Origin of the sequence: Arthrobacter sp. KNU-44 (assembly GCF_051843155.1) — a bacterium.
In the GTDB taxonomy this organism is placed as follows: Bacteria; Actinomycetota; Actinomycetes; order Actinomycetales; family Micrococcaceae; genus Arthrobacter.
Window position 1 is genome coordinate 2,440,387 of record NZ_JBPXNG010000002.1, and the last position, 13,880, is coordinate 2,454,266.

General features: G+C 64.9%; 13 protein-coding genes. 5 read left to right on the plus strand and 8 right to left on the minus strand.

Annotated elements, in window-relative coordinates:
- Positions 1-32 precede the first annotated feature (32 nt).
- The 3 genes from ACSVHC_RS12400 to ACSVHC_RS12410 all read right to left on the minus strand — a co-directional run bounded on the left by ACSVHC_RS12400 (position 33) and on the right by ACSVHC_RS12410 (position 3,095).
- Complete coding sequence (locus tag ACSVHC_RS12400; RefSeq protein ID WP_437771728.1) at positions 33-1,343, minus strand: ATP-binding protein; 1,311 nt, start codon at positions 1,341-1,343, stop codon at positions 33-35.
- A 94-nt stretch (positions 1,344-1,437) separates the two neighbouring features.
- Positions 1,438-2,187, minus strand: coding sequence for an SDR family NAD(P)-dependent oxidoreductase (locus ACSVHC_RS12405; protein ID WP_437771727.1), 750 nt, complete (start codon positions 2,185-2,187; stop codon positions 1,438-1,440).
- Positions 2,184-3,095 (minus strand): fumarylacetoacetate hydrolase family protein, encoded by a 912-nt coding sequence (locus tag ACSVHC_RS12410; protein WP_437771726.1) that lies wholly within the window; start codon positions 3,093-3,095, stop codon positions 2,184-2,186. Before ACSVHC_RS12410 ends, ACSVHC_RS12405 begins: the two co-directional genes overlap by 4 nt.
- A 144-nt stretch (positions 3,096-3,239) precedes the next feature.
- On the opposite strand from ACSVHC_RS12410, the gene ACSVHC_RS12415 reads away from it, so the two are divergent.
- The 5 genes from ACSVHC_RS12415 to ACSVHC_RS12435 are packed head-to-tail and all read left to right on the plus strand — an operon-like array spanning position 3,240 to position 7,935.
- Positions 3,240-4,559 carry an L-fuconate dehydratase gene (locus ACSVHC_RS12415; RefSeq protein WP_437771725.1) on the plus strand — a complete coding sequence of 440 codons (1,320 nt, stop codon included), beginning with the start codon at positions 3,240-3,242 and terminating at the stop codon, positions 4,557-4,559.
- Positions 4,556-5,839 (plus strand): alpha-L-fucosidase, encoded by a 1,284-nt coding sequence (locus ACSVHC_RS12420; RefSeq protein WP_437771724.1) that lies wholly within the window; start codon positions 4,556-4,558, stop codon positions 5,837-5,839. Before ACSVHC_RS12415 ends, ACSVHC_RS12420 begins: the two co-directional genes overlap by 4 nt.
- A 1-nt stretch (position 5,840) precedes the next feature.
- Complete coding sequence (locus ACSVHC_RS12425; protein WP_437771723.1) at positions 5,841-6,155, plus strand: L-rhamnose mutarotase; 315 nt, start codon at positions 5,841-5,843, stop codon at positions 6,153-6,155.
- Positions 6,152-7,105 (plus strand): aldo/keto reductase, encoded by a 954-nt coding sequence (locus ACSVHC_RS12430; protein ID WP_437771722.1) that lies wholly within the window; start codon positions 6,152-6,154, stop codon positions 7,103-7,105. The genes ACSVHC_RS12425 and ACSVHC_RS12430 overlap by 4 nt, the downstream gene beginning before the upstream one ends.
- Positions 7,102-7,935, plus strand: a complete 834-nt coding sequence (locus ACSVHC_RS12435) for an amidohydrolase family protein (protein ID WP_437771721.1) — start codon at positions 7,102-7,104, stop codon at positions 7,933-7,935. The genes ACSVHC_RS12430 and ACSVHC_RS12435 overlap by 4 nt, the downstream gene beginning before the upstream one ends.
- An 11-nt stretch (positions 7,936-7,946) precedes the next feature.
- On the opposite strand, the gene ACSVHC_RS12440 is transcribed toward ACSVHC_RS12435, so the two are convergent.
- From ACSVHC_RS12440 to ACSVHC_RS12460, 5 genes are all read right to left on the minus strand, one after another.
- Positions 7,947-8,618 (minus strand): FadR/GntR family transcriptional regulator, encoded by a 672-nt coding sequence (locus ACSVHC_RS12440; protein ID WP_236813453.1) that lies wholly within the window; start codon positions 8,616-8,618, stop codon positions 7,947-7,949.
- Positions 8,619-8,803: 185 nt separating this feature from the next.
- Positions 8,804-10,321 carry an amino acid permease gene (locus ACSVHC_RS12445; protein ID WP_437771720.1) on the minus strand — a complete coding sequence of 506 codons (1,518 nt, stop codon included), beginning with the start codon at positions 10,319-10,321 and terminating at the stop codon, positions 8,804-8,806.
- Positions 10,322-10,446: 125 nt separating this feature from the next.
- Entirely contained in the window at positions 10,447-11,871 is a 1,425-nt protein-coding gene (locus ACSVHC_RS12450; RefSeq protein WP_437771719.1) for an aspartate ammonia-lyase, read from the minus strand.
- Positions 11,872-11,926: 55 nt separating this feature from the next.
- On the minus strand, positions 11,927-12,952 hold the full coding sequence (locus ACSVHC_RS12455; protein ID WP_437774098.1) for an asparaginase: 1,026 nt from the start codon (positions 12,950-12,952) through the stop codon (positions 11,927-11,929).
- A 20-nt stretch (positions 12,953-12,972) separates the two neighbouring features.
- Positions 12,973-13,779, minus strand: coding sequence for a FadR/GntR family transcriptional regulator (locus ACSVHC_RS12460; RefSeq protein WP_437771718.1), 807 nt, complete (start codon positions 13,777-13,779; stop codon positions 12,973-12,975).
- Between the last annotated feature and the right edge of the window lie 101 nt (positions 13,780-13,880).

The following is a 13,880-nucleotide window of genomic DNA, read 5'->3' on the forward strand; positions in this document are numbered from 1 at the left end:
CCAACATGGGCCGTAAGTGACCCCGCGTTGCTCTAAACCCGGGCGAGAGAGTCGATGTCTTCGAGGAAGTCCTGGTGGACTTCGTCGCTCACGGTGGTGCGGGTGTCGGCGATGGCGTCGAGATAGTCCTGGGTGACCGGTCCCTTGCGGGCGTTCGACGCCGGTGCGGGGCCCCCTGCGGAGGCGCCGTCGTCGTACACGGCTTTTTCCAAAGCGCGCTGGGAGGCGCTGCGTGCCGCGTACTCGATGTCGGCAGGGGAGAAGCCTTCTGTCCGCGACACCAACAAGGCCACATCCACCGAGTCCACCACGCTGGCCGGGATGAAGCGCTGCCACATGGCTTCGCGGGCGTGGACGTCGGGCAGGCCGATGGGGATGACGTAGTCGAAGCGGCCGTGGCGCAGGAAGGCGGTGTCAAGGGCGCGGATGAAGTTGGTGGCGCAAACCAGGAGGCGGCCGGGCTGTTCGCGGAAGGCCGGGATGATCTTGAGGAGTTCGTTAGTGACGCCCTGGAGGGGGGACGGCGGCTCGCCGGAGCGCTGCGACGCGATCTCCTCCACTTCGTCGATGAACACGACCGCGTGCTCCAGTTCGGCGATTTCCAGGAACGTCTCGCGCAGGGCGCCGGCAAGGCCCTTGGGATCGGAGGCCAGCCGCGAGGGGAAGACCTCCACGAAGGGCCACTCGAGCCGGGACGCGATCGCCTTGGCGAACGTCGTCTTGCCGGTCCCGGGAGGGCCGAAGAGAACGACGGCGCGCGGTGGCACCACGCCGAACTGATCGGCGAGGTCGGCCTCCGCCAGGGGAAGGACCAGGCGGCGTTCCAGCAGCTCCTTTTCGCGGCGCATGCCGGCGACGTTTTCCCACAGGTCCCGGGCAAGGATGCGGCCGCCAAGCTGGCTCAACGGCTCGAGCTCCTGACGCTGTACCGGGATGGTCCGTTCGAAGTAGTGCAGGTTTTGCTTGAGCAGGAAGCCGCGGCCCAGGAACGCTTCAACGCGGGTTTCGGACTCCGGCATGAGGGCCGAGAGCTTGTTGAGCCCGTGCGGGGTCATCCGGTTCTCGACGGCGGCCAGCAGCGAGGTGCCGATCCCCCGGCCACGGAACTCGGGCAGCGTGGCCAGGAAGACGATCCAGCCCTGGTCATGGGCCGCGCGTCCGACGGCGGCACCCACCACCTGCTCGCCCTGCACCGCCACCACGGCGTGGTCCTTCTCGCATGACGCGAGGACCTCGGAGAGTGCATAGACCGGGTCCACGTTGTCCGCTTTGAGCGACTCCCACAGGTGCAGGATGCCGTCCATGTCCGACGAGTGGAAGTCCCTGATGCGCCAATTGCTCATGCCCTGCTCCTTGGTGGATCGCCATCGATTGCCTGGTGTTGAGCATAGGCGAATCAGTGGCGGGGAGAGGTTGCGCGGGCGTTGCGTTACGTGCCTACCCCACCGGGCGCAACCGCAGCCCCTGCATGCCGCCGTCGATCGCCAGGGACGTACCCGACGTCGAGCCGGACAGCGGGCTCGCGAGGTAGGCGACGGCGCCCGCTACCTCGGCTGCTTCCACCAGGCGGCCGTGTGGCTGGCGGGCGTTGAGCGCGGCGCGCTCGGCGGCGGGATCGGCGGAGGATTCGAGGAGCCTGCCCACCCACGGGGTGTCCACCGTGCCCGGGTTGACGCAGTTGACGCGGATCCCTTCGCGGACGTGGTCGGCCGCCATGGCCAGCGTGAGGGACAAAACAGCGCCCTTCGACGCCGAATACAAGGCCCTTTGCGGCAGACCGGCGGTCGCGGCGATGGAGCATGTGTTGACGATCGCGGCCGCGGGCGATTCGCGCAGGTACGGCAGGGCCGCACGGCTGACGCGGGCGATGCCCACCACGTTGATGTCCAGCACGCGGTGCCATTCGTCGTCGTCGTTCGCTGAAACATCCCCTTGGGCGCCGATCCCTGCGTTGTTGACCACCACGTCGAGCCGGCCGAACTTCCTGACGACGGCGGCGACGGCGACGCGCACCGAAGCGTCGTCGGCCACGTTGCATTCGACGCCGAAATGCGGGGTCCCGGAGGGGTTGAGGTCGAGCACAGCGACCTGCGCCCCGCCGTCGGCGAGTCGGTCAGCGATAGCCGCACCGATACCCGACGCCCCTCCGGTGACCAGAGCTACGAGCCCCTCGAACTCGGTGCTCACCGCGTTGCCTTGTCGGTGCCTACTGCTGCAAGCGAACCGGAGCGGGCCCGATAGAACTCTTGCCGCTGGCGGCCGAGCCCTTCTACCTCGAGCTCCACCACGTCGCCGGGTTGGATGTAGGGGAAGCGGCCGGAGAGCGCCACCCCTTCCGGAGTGCCGGTGAGAATGACGTCGCCGGGCTCCAGGACCATGTACTGGCTGAGGTGGTGGACCACGGTAAGAGCATCGAAGATCATGTCTGAAGTGTCCGACGATTGGCGGATCTCGCCGTTGACCCACGTGCGCAACGCGAGGTGTCCGGCGTCGAGCTCATCGGCGGGAACCAACCAGGGGCCGAGGGGTGTGGACTGCGGAAGCGACTTGCCTTTGGTCCACTGGCCTGCGGCGCCAGGCAGCTGGTAGTCGCGCTCGGAGAGGTCGTTGGCGACGACGTAGCCCGCGATGCAGTCGGCAGCCTCGTCCGTGCTGGAAAGGTATGACGCTTCGCGGCCGATCACGATGCCGAGTTCCACCTCCCAGTCGTACTTTTCCGACGACGGCGGAATGGGCGCGGCGTCGAACGGACCACTGACCGTGTTGCTTGGCTTCAGGAACACCACCGGTGATTCCGGGGGCGTGGCACCGGATTCGGCCGCGTGCGCGGTGTAGTTGAGGCCGATGCAGACGACGTTCCCCGGCCGGGCGATGGGTGAACCGATCCGGAGGCCTTCGGCCGACATCTCGGGCAGATTCCCGGCCGCAAGGGCATCCCGGGTGCGTGCAATGCCGTCCGTGGCGAGGAACTCTCCATTGATGTCCTTCGTCAGCGGGTCAATGCTGAAGGATTTTTCGGTGCCGTTGGCGTCTTGGGCGATGACAACCGGCTTTTCATTTCCGGCAGTGCCCAGCCGGGCGAATTTCATGTTCATGTATTCCTCCGTGCTCTGGCTCTAACATCCGAGCTCTAGTCTGCTGTTGCTCTCCATAATACGGAAATGTGACCCATTGACAATGCAGACATCGGATGTTTACGCTCATCCCAGCAAACGACCTGCTGCCAAGCAAGGAGCACAATGAGCGTCATCACCGCGGTGGACACCTTCGATATCCGCTTTCCCACCTCCCAGGAACTGGACGGATCGGACGCCATGAATCCGGATCCGGACTATTCGGCGGCATATCTGGTGATCCGTACCGACTCCGATGACGGTCACGAAGGCCACGGTTTCGTCTTCACCATCGGGCGCGGGAACGAGGTGGAGGCGGTGGCGATCGGGGCACTCCGCCACCACATCCTGGGCCGCAACGTCGAAGAATTGCTCGGCGACATGGGCGGCACCTGGAAGCTTCTTGCCCACGATTCGCAACTACGTTGGCTCGGTCCCGAAAAGGGCGTGATGCACATGGCGATCGGCGCCGTCGTCAACGCGCTTTGGGACCTCAAGGCCAAGCGGGCCGGGCTCCCGCTGTGGGAGCTGCTTTCCGGAATGAGTCCCGAGGAGATCGTGGCACTCGTGGACTTCCGGTATCTCAGCGATGCGCTCACTCCTGAGGATGCGCTGGGAATATTGCGGACGGCGGAGCCGGGGCGCGCCGCCCGCAGGGCAGCGCTTCTCGCGGAAGGCTACTCCGCCTACACCACGACGCCGGGCTGGTTGGGTTACAGCGACGACAAGCTTGTGCGTCTGGCCAAGGAAGCCGTCGCGGACGGTTTCGGGCAGATCAAGCTCAAGGTGGGGGCCTCGCTGGAAGACGACATCCGTCGCGTCCGCACGGCACGCGATGCCGTGGGGCCGGATATCAAGATCGCGGTGGACGCGAACCAACGCTGGGACGTTCAGGAAGCCATTGACTGGATGGCGCACCTGGCCCCCTATGGCATTGCCTGGATCGAGGAACCCACCAGTCCCGATGACGTCCTCGGCCATGCCGCGATTGCCCGGGGCGTGGCGCCGATCCCCGTGGCCACGGGTGAGCATGTCCAGAACCGTGTGATGTTCAAGCAGATGCTGCAGGCGGGATCCCTGCAGGTCTTGCAGTTGGACGCGGCGAGGGTTGCGGGAGTGAACGAGAACATCGCGATCCTCCTTCTTGCCGCGAAGTTCGGCGTCCGCGTCTGCCCGCACGCAGGCGGAGTGGGTCTCTGCGAGGCCGTCCAGCACTTGTCGATGTTCGATTTCGTGGCGGTTTCCGGAGACAAGAATGGTCGGATGATTGAGTTCGTCGACCATCTGCATGAGCACTTCGTTACTCCGGTGGATGTCCACGACGGCTGCTACTGGCCGCCTTCGGCGCCCGGTGCCGGTGGTGAAATGGTTGCTGGCACGCTGGCCGACTACAGCTTTCCCGACGGCCCGATGTGGGCCGCGGACACGAGGAAGGAATCCCGTTGATAAAGCAAGCACCTTGGTTCACGGAGTCCCGGTTCGGCATGTTCGTCCACTGGGGCTTGTATGCCCTGCCGGCACGGCATGAGTGGGTCATGAACCGCGAACGCATTCCTGCCGAGGAATATGAGAAGTACTTCCAGCACTTCAACCCGGATCTCTACGACCCGCGGGAATGGGCCCGTGCCGCGAAGGGTGCTGGGATGAAGTACGTGGTGCTGACCACCAAGCACCACGAGGGGTTCTGCCTTTGGGACTCCGCGCTCACCGACTACAAATCCACCAAGACGCCATCCGGCCAAGACCTGGTGGCCCAATACGTCGAGGCGCTGCGGGAGTTCGGCCTGAAGGTAGGTTTCTACCACTCACTCATTGACTGGCACCACCCGGATTTCACAATCGACGGATTCCACCCCGAACGGGACAACCCCGACGCCGAAAAACTCAACGTGGGCCGCGACATGGCCCGCTACCGCGAATACCTCCATGGCCAGGTACGCGAGCTGCTCAGCAACTACGGCCAGATCGACTACCTCTTCTTCGACTTCTCCTACACCAGCGAGGACCACAAGCACATCTGGGGCGGCAAGGGCCGCGAGGCGTGGGGTTCGGTGGAACTCCTGAAGATGGTCCGGGAGCTTCAGCCCGGCATCATCGTCAACGACCGCCTGGACATTCCCGGCGACTTCGCCACGCCCGAGCAGTACCAGCCGTCCGGTCCCATGGTGGTGGACGGCGTCGAGGTGCCTTGGGAGGCATGCCAGACCCTGAACGGCAGCTGGGGCTATGACCGGGACAACCTGGACTACAAGTCCGTGGATCTGCTGGTGCGGATGCTTGTGGATGGGGTGTCCAAGGACGGCAACCTGCTCCTCAACGTCGGCCCCACGGGCCGGGGAAATTTCGATCGGAGGGCCGTGGAGTCGCTCCGAGGCATCGGTGACTGGATGAAGCTGCATTCCCGGGCCATCTACGGAGCCGGACCCGCGGCATGGACTCCGCCCGCGGACGCCCGGTATACGCGCCGCGGGGACCGACTTTACGTGCACTTGTTTGCGTGGCCGTTCGAATACGTCCACCTCCCCGAACTCGCCGGCAAGGTGGAATATGCCCAGCTGCTCAACGATGCCTCCGAAGTCGCGATGCTTGAGATCTCACCGGACCGGGCGGCAATCAACACCACCCCTGGAGGGCAACCGGCGGGTACCCTGACACTGAAGCTGCCTGTCCAGCGACCCGACGTGACGGTGCCCGTCGTCGAACTCTTCCTGAAGCCCGGGGTGTAGCGTGCCGGAAACCATCGCCCTGCACACCCGGCTCAAACCGGGTGCCGAACAGGACTACGCGGATGCCCATGCGGGGATCCCCGCCGAACTCGTCGCTGCCCTGAAGGGCGCCGGCGTGGGCAATTGGCGGATCTGGCGCAGCGGCCAGGACCTCTTCCACCTCGTTGAGGTGACGGACTACCAAGCCATGCGCCGGGCGCTCGCGGACCATCCGGCCAATGTCCCGTGGCAAGCCCGCATGGCGGAGCTTCTGGACGTCCAAGATGACTATTCGGGCAATGACTCGGGCATCCCGTTGGTATGGGAGCTGGCATGAGCGGCGCGCGATGGGATGGCCAGCTGGGCAAGCTCGGGTTCGGCGCCGCCGGCATCGGCAATTTGTACTGTGCCATGCCGGACGCCCAAGCAGCCTCCACTGTCAACGCGGCCTGGGATGCCGGGGTCCGCTACTTCGACACCGCCCCGCATTACGGCTTGGGACTGTCCGAGCGCAGGCTTGGTGCCGTGCTGAGGGAGAAGCCCCGGACTGAGTTCACCGTGTCCACCAAGGTGGGCCGGTTGCTGGAACCGAATGCGGCCGGAGCCAGCGCGAAGGACGACGAAGGTTTCGACGTCCCGGCAACGAGCAAGCGCCAGTGGGACTTTTCCGAAGCAGGCATCCGCCGAAGCATCGAGGAATCACTCGAACGCCTCGGCCTGGACCACGTGGATATCGCCTACCTGCATGATCCGGATGTCCATGACCTCACCAAGGGGATCGGCGAAGCCTTGCCCGCACTGGAAAAGCTGCGTGCGGACGGCCTGGTGAAGGCTATCGGCGTCGGGACGAACTCGGCGGAAGCCGCACTCGAATGCGTCGAAGCCGCGGATCTGGACCTGGTGATGCTCGCCGGACGGTACACCTTGCTTGAGCAGCCCGGTGTTCCGCTCCTGGACCGCTGCGTGGCGCGCGGCACCGGCGTCGTGAACGTGGGCGTGTTCAACTCCGGCCTGCTGGCGCGATCCGAGGTCCCCGAGGATGCGCATTACAACTATGCGCGTGCCCCGCGCGCGCTGGTGGAGCGTGCCCGGGCACTCGCCGACGTGTGCCGCGACTTCGGAGTGGAACTCCCGACGGCGGCACTCCAGTTCAGCCTGCGACACCCGGGCGTCGTGAACGTGACAGTTGGGGCGAGCAACCCGGAGCAAGTGTCCACCAACGCAGCGCGGATGAATGAGGATCTGCCCGAAGGTCTGTGGGCGGCTTTGGCAGGTGTGGCGGGGTGATTGATTCCCACCTGCATCTGTGGGAGCTTGCGCCGGAGGCTTATGAGTGGCTTGGCCCGCAGCACGGCGGACTCTTCCGCAGCTACGGCGAAGCCGAGGCCCGGGAAACCCTGCACGCGGCGAGCGTCGGGGGAGCAGTGCTCGTCCAGGCTGACGACACCGTCGCGGATACCGAGTCCATGCTCGCTGCCGCCGACCGCAACGCCTGGGTACTCGGCGTCGTGGGCTGGATTCCGCTCGACAGGCCCGCCGAAGCGGAGCAGGAGTTGGATCGGTTCCTGGGGAACCCCGCGTTCCGGGGCGTGCGGCACTTGGTCCATAACGACCCCAGGGACGACTTCCTCGAGTTGCCTGCAGTCCGCTATTCCTTGCGCATGCTCGCCAGCCACGGATTGGCGTTCGACGTACCGGACGCCTTTCCGAGGCACCTCGGACGTACTGTCCAGCTGGCCCGGGAGCTCCCGGAGCTGACCATCGTGCTGGACCATCTCGGGAAGCCGCCGTTGGCCGATGTTGCGGCGATGGACTTATGGCGTGCCGATTTCCGGGCCTTGGCCAAGCTGCCCAACACTGTGGCCAAGGTATCCGGCCTGCATTTGCCGGGGATTCCTTACACTGCCGAGGCGTTGCGTCCACTGTGGGACGAAGCGCTGGATGCCTTCGGTCCGGAACGGCTCATGATCGGTGGCGATTGGCCCGTCAGTACCTTGGGTGCTCCGTACGGACGAACCCTGGAAGTGCTGCTGGAACTTGCCGGGGAGCTCAATTCAACGGAGCGCCAGGAGTTCCGTGAGGGAACCGCGGTGCGGGCGTATGGGCTTCGGCGCTAAGCACCGGCGCGCTAGAGCGCCTGGCGCAGCCAGCTTTCGACGCCGCTGATGTGGACCGTGACGAGTGCCCTGACCAGCTCGGCGTCGCCGCGTTCCAAGGCGTCCGCGATGGCCTTGTGCTCGGCAAGGGTGTGAGCCACAGCCTTTTCCTGGGTCAAGCCGCGCCAAATACGGGCCCGGACGGTGCTGCTGGAGAGAGCCTCGAGCAGTCCGGCGAGGTAGTCGTTTCCGGCGGCTTGGGTGATGATGCCGTGGAATTCGAGGTCGTGGGCAACGAGTTCTTCGACGTCGGTATTCTCGTCGATCCCGTCCATCGTGGCGCGCAAGGCCGTGAGCGCCGTCGGGGTCATCTTGCCTGTTGCGATGAACGCGGTGGCGGGCTCCAGGATTCGTCGGACCTCAAAGAGTTCCAGGATGGAACGGTCCTGGTGAAGATCAACGACGAACGCTACTGCCTCGTTGAGCAACTTGGCGTCAAGGCTCGTGACGTAAGTGCCGTCCCCACGCCGCACGTCCAGGACACGAATGAGTTCGAGGGCCTTGACGGCTTCGCGCAGGGAACTTCGCGAGAGGCCGAGCCGCTCGCTCAGTTCCTTCTCCGGCGGGAGACGGTCCCCGGCCTTGAGTTCCCCGCGGATCAGCATGTCCTTGATCTTGCTGATCGCTTCATCTGTGACAGCCATGGCTACATCCTAACGGCGAATGATCCGATGTCTGGCACCCAACTAACTCGCAGTTGTTGTCGTTTTGAGGCCTCTAAACGACAACAACTGCGAGTCAGTTGGGGGACCTAACGCACGACGGCGGCACCCGGGTTCCGCGCGAACGGAACCTCAGGTGCCGCCGTCGGGCACTGAATACTGAAGGGCTAGATCTTGTCCTCTGCACCAGCAACCGGCAGGTTGGCGATCACGGGAGAGCTGCCCGTGAAGCCGTCGCGGGCCGCTGCGAGTTCGTGGATTTGCTTGCGGCACAGGTACCAGCCAACCACGATGAGCGCACAGGCGATGGCCGTGACAAGCATGGTGAGCGGGGAGTCGATGAACACCATCACCAGCACGCCCAAGAGGAACAGCAGAGAGAGGTAACCGGTGTAGGGGGCGCCGAACATCCGGAAGGACGGACGTATCAGCCAGCCCTTGTCCGCCCAGCGCTTGAGCTGCATCTGGCACAGGACGATGGTGGCCCAGGTGACGATGATCCCCACGGAGGCGACGTTCAGGACGATCTCGAAGGCGTCGGACGGTACGAGGTAGTTCAGTGGGACGCCGAGCAGGGAGACGCCGGCCGTGATGGCGATGCCGCCGTAGGGGACACCGGCCTTGTTCATGCGCTGGGCGAACTTCGGAGCGGAACCGGCCACGGACATGGAGCGCAGGATGCGGCCGGTGGAGTACAGGCCCGCGTTCAGCGAGGACAGGGCAGCGGTGAGGACCACGAGGTTCATGATCACGTCCACGCCCTGCACGCCGATGTGGCCGAAGAAGGTCACAAACGGGCTGACACCCTTGACGTAGGAGGTGTACGGGAGCAGCAGCGCCAGCAGGATGACGGAACCCACGTAGAAGACGGCGATGCGGAAAACCACGGAGTTGATGGCCTTGGGCATGATCTTCTCGGGGTTCTCCGTTTCACCCGCGGCGGTACCCACGAGCTCGATCGAGGCGTAGGCGAACAGCACGCCCTGCATGAGCATGATCATGGGCAGCATGCCGGTGGGGAAGATCCCGCCGTGGTCCGCGAGGAGGCTGAAGCCCACTTCCTGGCCCGGTACCGGCGTGCCGAAGATGACGAAGTACGTGCCGATCACTAGGAACGCCGCCAGGGCAGCCACCTTGATCAGGGCGAAGTAGAACTCCATTTCGCCGAAGACCTTGACCGAGACCAGGTTCAGGCAAAGCACCACCAGAAGCGCGATAAGTGCCCAGGCCCACTGCGGGACGACGCCGATCCAAGGGACATATTTGCCGAAGAAGTTCATGTAGAGGGCCGCCGCGGTGGTGTCGACGATGGTGGTGGTGGCCCAGTTGATCCAGTAGAACCAGCCGGAGACAAACGCAGCCTTCTCGCCGAAGAACTCGCGGGCGTAGGAGACAAAGGAGCCCGACGACGGGCGGTGCAGCACGAGTTCGCCGAGGGCGCGCAGGATCAGGAAGGCAAAGAAGCCGCAGACCGCATACGCGATGACGAGGGAGGGGCCCGCAGCGTTGAGACGGCCGCCGGCACCCAGGAACAGGCCGGTGCCGATGGCGCCGCCGATTGCGATCATCTGGATCTGACGCGGCTTCAGGCTCTTGTGATAGCCCTTGTCCTCGGCGTGGAGGAGCTTTTCAGTGGCGTGCGCCTGTGGCGGGACCGTGTGGTCCGTGATGGGTGCATTGGTCATGGGAATCCTTAGGGGGTGTCCTGTTGGGGGTCCGGATCTCGCCGTCCGGCCTGGTTTTTTTGCGCGTTCAGGCCCGACGACGGCCGGCGGGGGCCGCCGTCGTGGGTCGTTTTGCGCGGCTCAGCCTAGTTGCTGAGGTTAGCCAGGCGTTCGGGGCGGAGGAGCTCGTCGAGCTGCTCCGAGGTCAGCAAGCCGTGTTCGAGAACGAGCTCGGCGACGCCCTTGCCGCTTGCCAGCGCTTCTTGCGCGATGGCTGTGGCGGAGGCGTAGCCGATGTGCGGATTGAGTGCCGTGACGAGTCCGATCGACTGCTCTACCGTGAGGCGCAGGCGTTCGGTGTTCGCGGTAATGCCCTGGATACAGCGCGACGTGAGGGTGCGGCACGCGGCTTCCAGGTGGGAGATGCTCTTGTGGAGGCTGTGGACGATAATCGGCTCGAAGGCGTTCAGCTGGAGTTGTCCGGCTTCGGCCGCCATGGTGACAGTGACATCGTTGCCGATGACTTCATAGGCCACTTGGCTGACCACTTCCGGGATCACCGGATTGATCTTGCCTGGCATGATGGACGATCCCGACTGCACAGCCGGGAGGTTGATCTCGCCCAGTCCCGCACGCGGTCCGGAGGACAGCAAGCGGAGATCGTTGCAAATCTTGGAAAGCTTGACGGCGACGCGCTTGAGCACGCCCGAGAGGTGGACGAACGCGCCCACGTCCTGGGTGGCCTCGATGAGGTCGACCGACGTGACGAGCGGCAGGCCGGTGATCTCAGCCAAGTGCCCGCAGGCTGCTGCGGCGTATCCAACCGGGGCGTTCAGGCCGGTTCCGATGGCAGTGGCGCCAAGGTTGATCTCGTGGATGAGCAGCTGGGACTCGGCCAGTCGAGCCCGGTCCTCGCCCACAGTCACGGCATACCCGCCGAATTCCTGGCCGAGGGTCATGGGTACGGCGTCCTGCAACTGCGTGCGGCCCATCTTGACCACGGTGCGGAATTCCTCGCCCTTCTCTGCGAACGCGACCTGGAGTTCCTGAAGAGCCGAAAGAAGGCCCTGGACGGAGAAAATGGTGGCCAGGTTGACGGCTGTGGGGTACACGTCGTTGGTGGACTGGCTCAAGTTGACGTGGTCGTTCGGGTGCAGCCTGGCGTAGTCGCCCTTCGGGTGGCCAAGGATTTCAAGGGCCCGGTTGGCGATAACCTCGTTGGCGTTCATGTTGGAGCTGGTGCCGGCACCACCCTGGATGACGTCCACCATGAACTGCTCGTGGAGCTTGCCGTCCAGGATGTCCTGGCAGGCCTGCTCGATGGCGTCCGCCCGTTCGTCGTCCAGGAGGCCGAGGTCGCGGTTGGTGCGCGCGGCGGCGAGCTTGACTGCGGCGAGGCCCTTGACGAGGTTGGCGTTGCTGGCCAGCGGGTGGCCGGTGATGGGGAAGTTCTCGATGGCACGCAGTGTGTGCACGCCCCAGTAGGCATTAGCAGGGACGTCGCGGTCTCCGAGGAGATCATGTTCCGAGCGGAACTCTGGAATTGTCGTGGAGTGCACGGCAGATGTCATTGCTGTCCTTTGGTCTTTGTGCTTGTTTGGCTGCGTCAGTTCGACTCAGTCGAAGTCAGTTGGATGCGAGGAAGTTCGCGGCACGGAGCACGCCGACAGGACGCCCGCCGCCCAACACGGGAGCGCTGGCGAGCGTGGCGAGCTGGCCGCCGTCGAGCCCCAGTTCCTCAAGGACGCGGACGGTGACGGGCATGCGGGCGCGGTCGCCGCCGTCGGAAATCTTGATGGCGACGCCGGTGCCGTTCCGCAGGCCGATGAGCTGGAGGCCTTCGAAACCGTCCTTGGCGAGCAGTCCGGGAACCGCGCGCATGATCGCTGTGACGTCGCGCCCCTCGCCAGCCACCATCTCGGGGAAGGCACGCATCGCGTGGGCTACTTGGCCCTCCGCTTCAGTGTTGTCCGCTGCGGCCATTCGGGCATAGGCCCGGGCCATGCCGTGCAGGCTGTGGGCAAAGAGCGGGGTGCCGCAACCGTCGGTGCTAATGGCCGCGGCGTCTTCGCCCGTGAGTTCAGTGATGGTGTCCTTCACAAGCATTTGGAGGGGATGTTCGGGGTGCAGGTAACCCTGGACCGGCCAGCCGTTGATCACGCACGTGGCGGCCATGGATGCGTGCTTGCCGGAACAGTTCTGTGCGAGCTGGGTGGCTGTGCCGCCGTCGCGAAGCCATGCTTCGCGCTCGGCGGTGCCGTAAGGGAGGTCGGTGCTGTTTTCCAACGCACTTTTGTCCAGGCCGTGCATTTCGAGGATGCGTGCGGCGCCGTCGAGGTGCATCGCGGCGCCGGAGTGGCTTGCCGCGGTGAGGGCGAGGAGGTTCTCAGGAAGCTTGAGTCCCGCACGGACCATGGCGACCGCCTGCAGCGGTTTGAGGGAGGACCGTGGGTAGAACGCGGCGTCGGGCTGGCCGGCTTCTAGGAGTGTTTCGCCGTCCGGCCCGACGGCGATAAGGGAGCCGTAGTGGATGCTCTCGACCAAGCCGTCGCGGGTCTGTTCCGCGAGGGGGACATGGCGTGGTGTGGTTGGAATGGCTGCTGCCGGGGTGGTGGCGGGCATAGCGGTGCGCGTTGCATGCGGGGTGGGCATGACTTCCTTCAGTTGGTGGATCATTTGCTGAGGATGGTGTCCAACGCAACGCTGACGGCGCTGAGATGGTCGGCCATGGCGGCTTCGGCGGCGGGGGCGTCGCCTGCTTCGATGGCTTCGACGATGCGGAGGTGTTCATCGTCTGAAACATGCTGGCGGTCGGCCACCATGTTCAAGGTTTCGGATTGATGGGCCAGGGCTTCGCGGATGTCGGCGACAACGCTTTCGAAGACCTTATTGCGGCTTGCGCGGGCGATGGCAGAATGGAAGCTGGCGTCGAGGCTGACCCAGGTCTCAGGGTCGGTCTCGGCTGCCATTGAATCCACGATTTCCTTGAGGTGTTCAAGGTCTTCCGGGCTGCGGCGCTTCGCCGCAAGGCCGGCTGCCGGGACTTCGATATGCGGGCGTGCCTCGTTAAGGTCCCGTGCCGAGTACTGGCCGAGTGTGAGGTCATTGGCCACCCGGTCCGCTACGACGAACGTGCCTTTGCCGGTCTTGGTCACCGTCAGCCCGAGCGCAGTGCACGAGCGGAGCGCCTCACGTATGACCGAGCGGCTCACGCCGTACTGTGTGGCCAAGGTGGCTTCAGAGCTGAGTTTTGCCCCCACTTCCACGGTTCCGCCTTCGATGTCCTGGCGGATGGCGCTGAACACGGCTTCCGCTGCACTGAAGCGGGCGAGGGGCCGGGAGCTTGATGGCCGCGCCACTTGGGCCGGCCGGGGGACGGCGCCGCTTGTGGCGGTGCGCTGGCCAGCTGCAGCTTTCTGGCTGACGGCTGGCTGTCCAGTGGCGGCCTGTCCGGCTGTCCGGCTGTCTGACAGGTTCACTCTATGAATATGGCACGGGTCACAGGGCGGTGTCAAGATTCGCTGGCTTGTTGGGGGCCTTCGACTTAAAAGCTGAATGCCTCAAATTTAATTGCCTGACG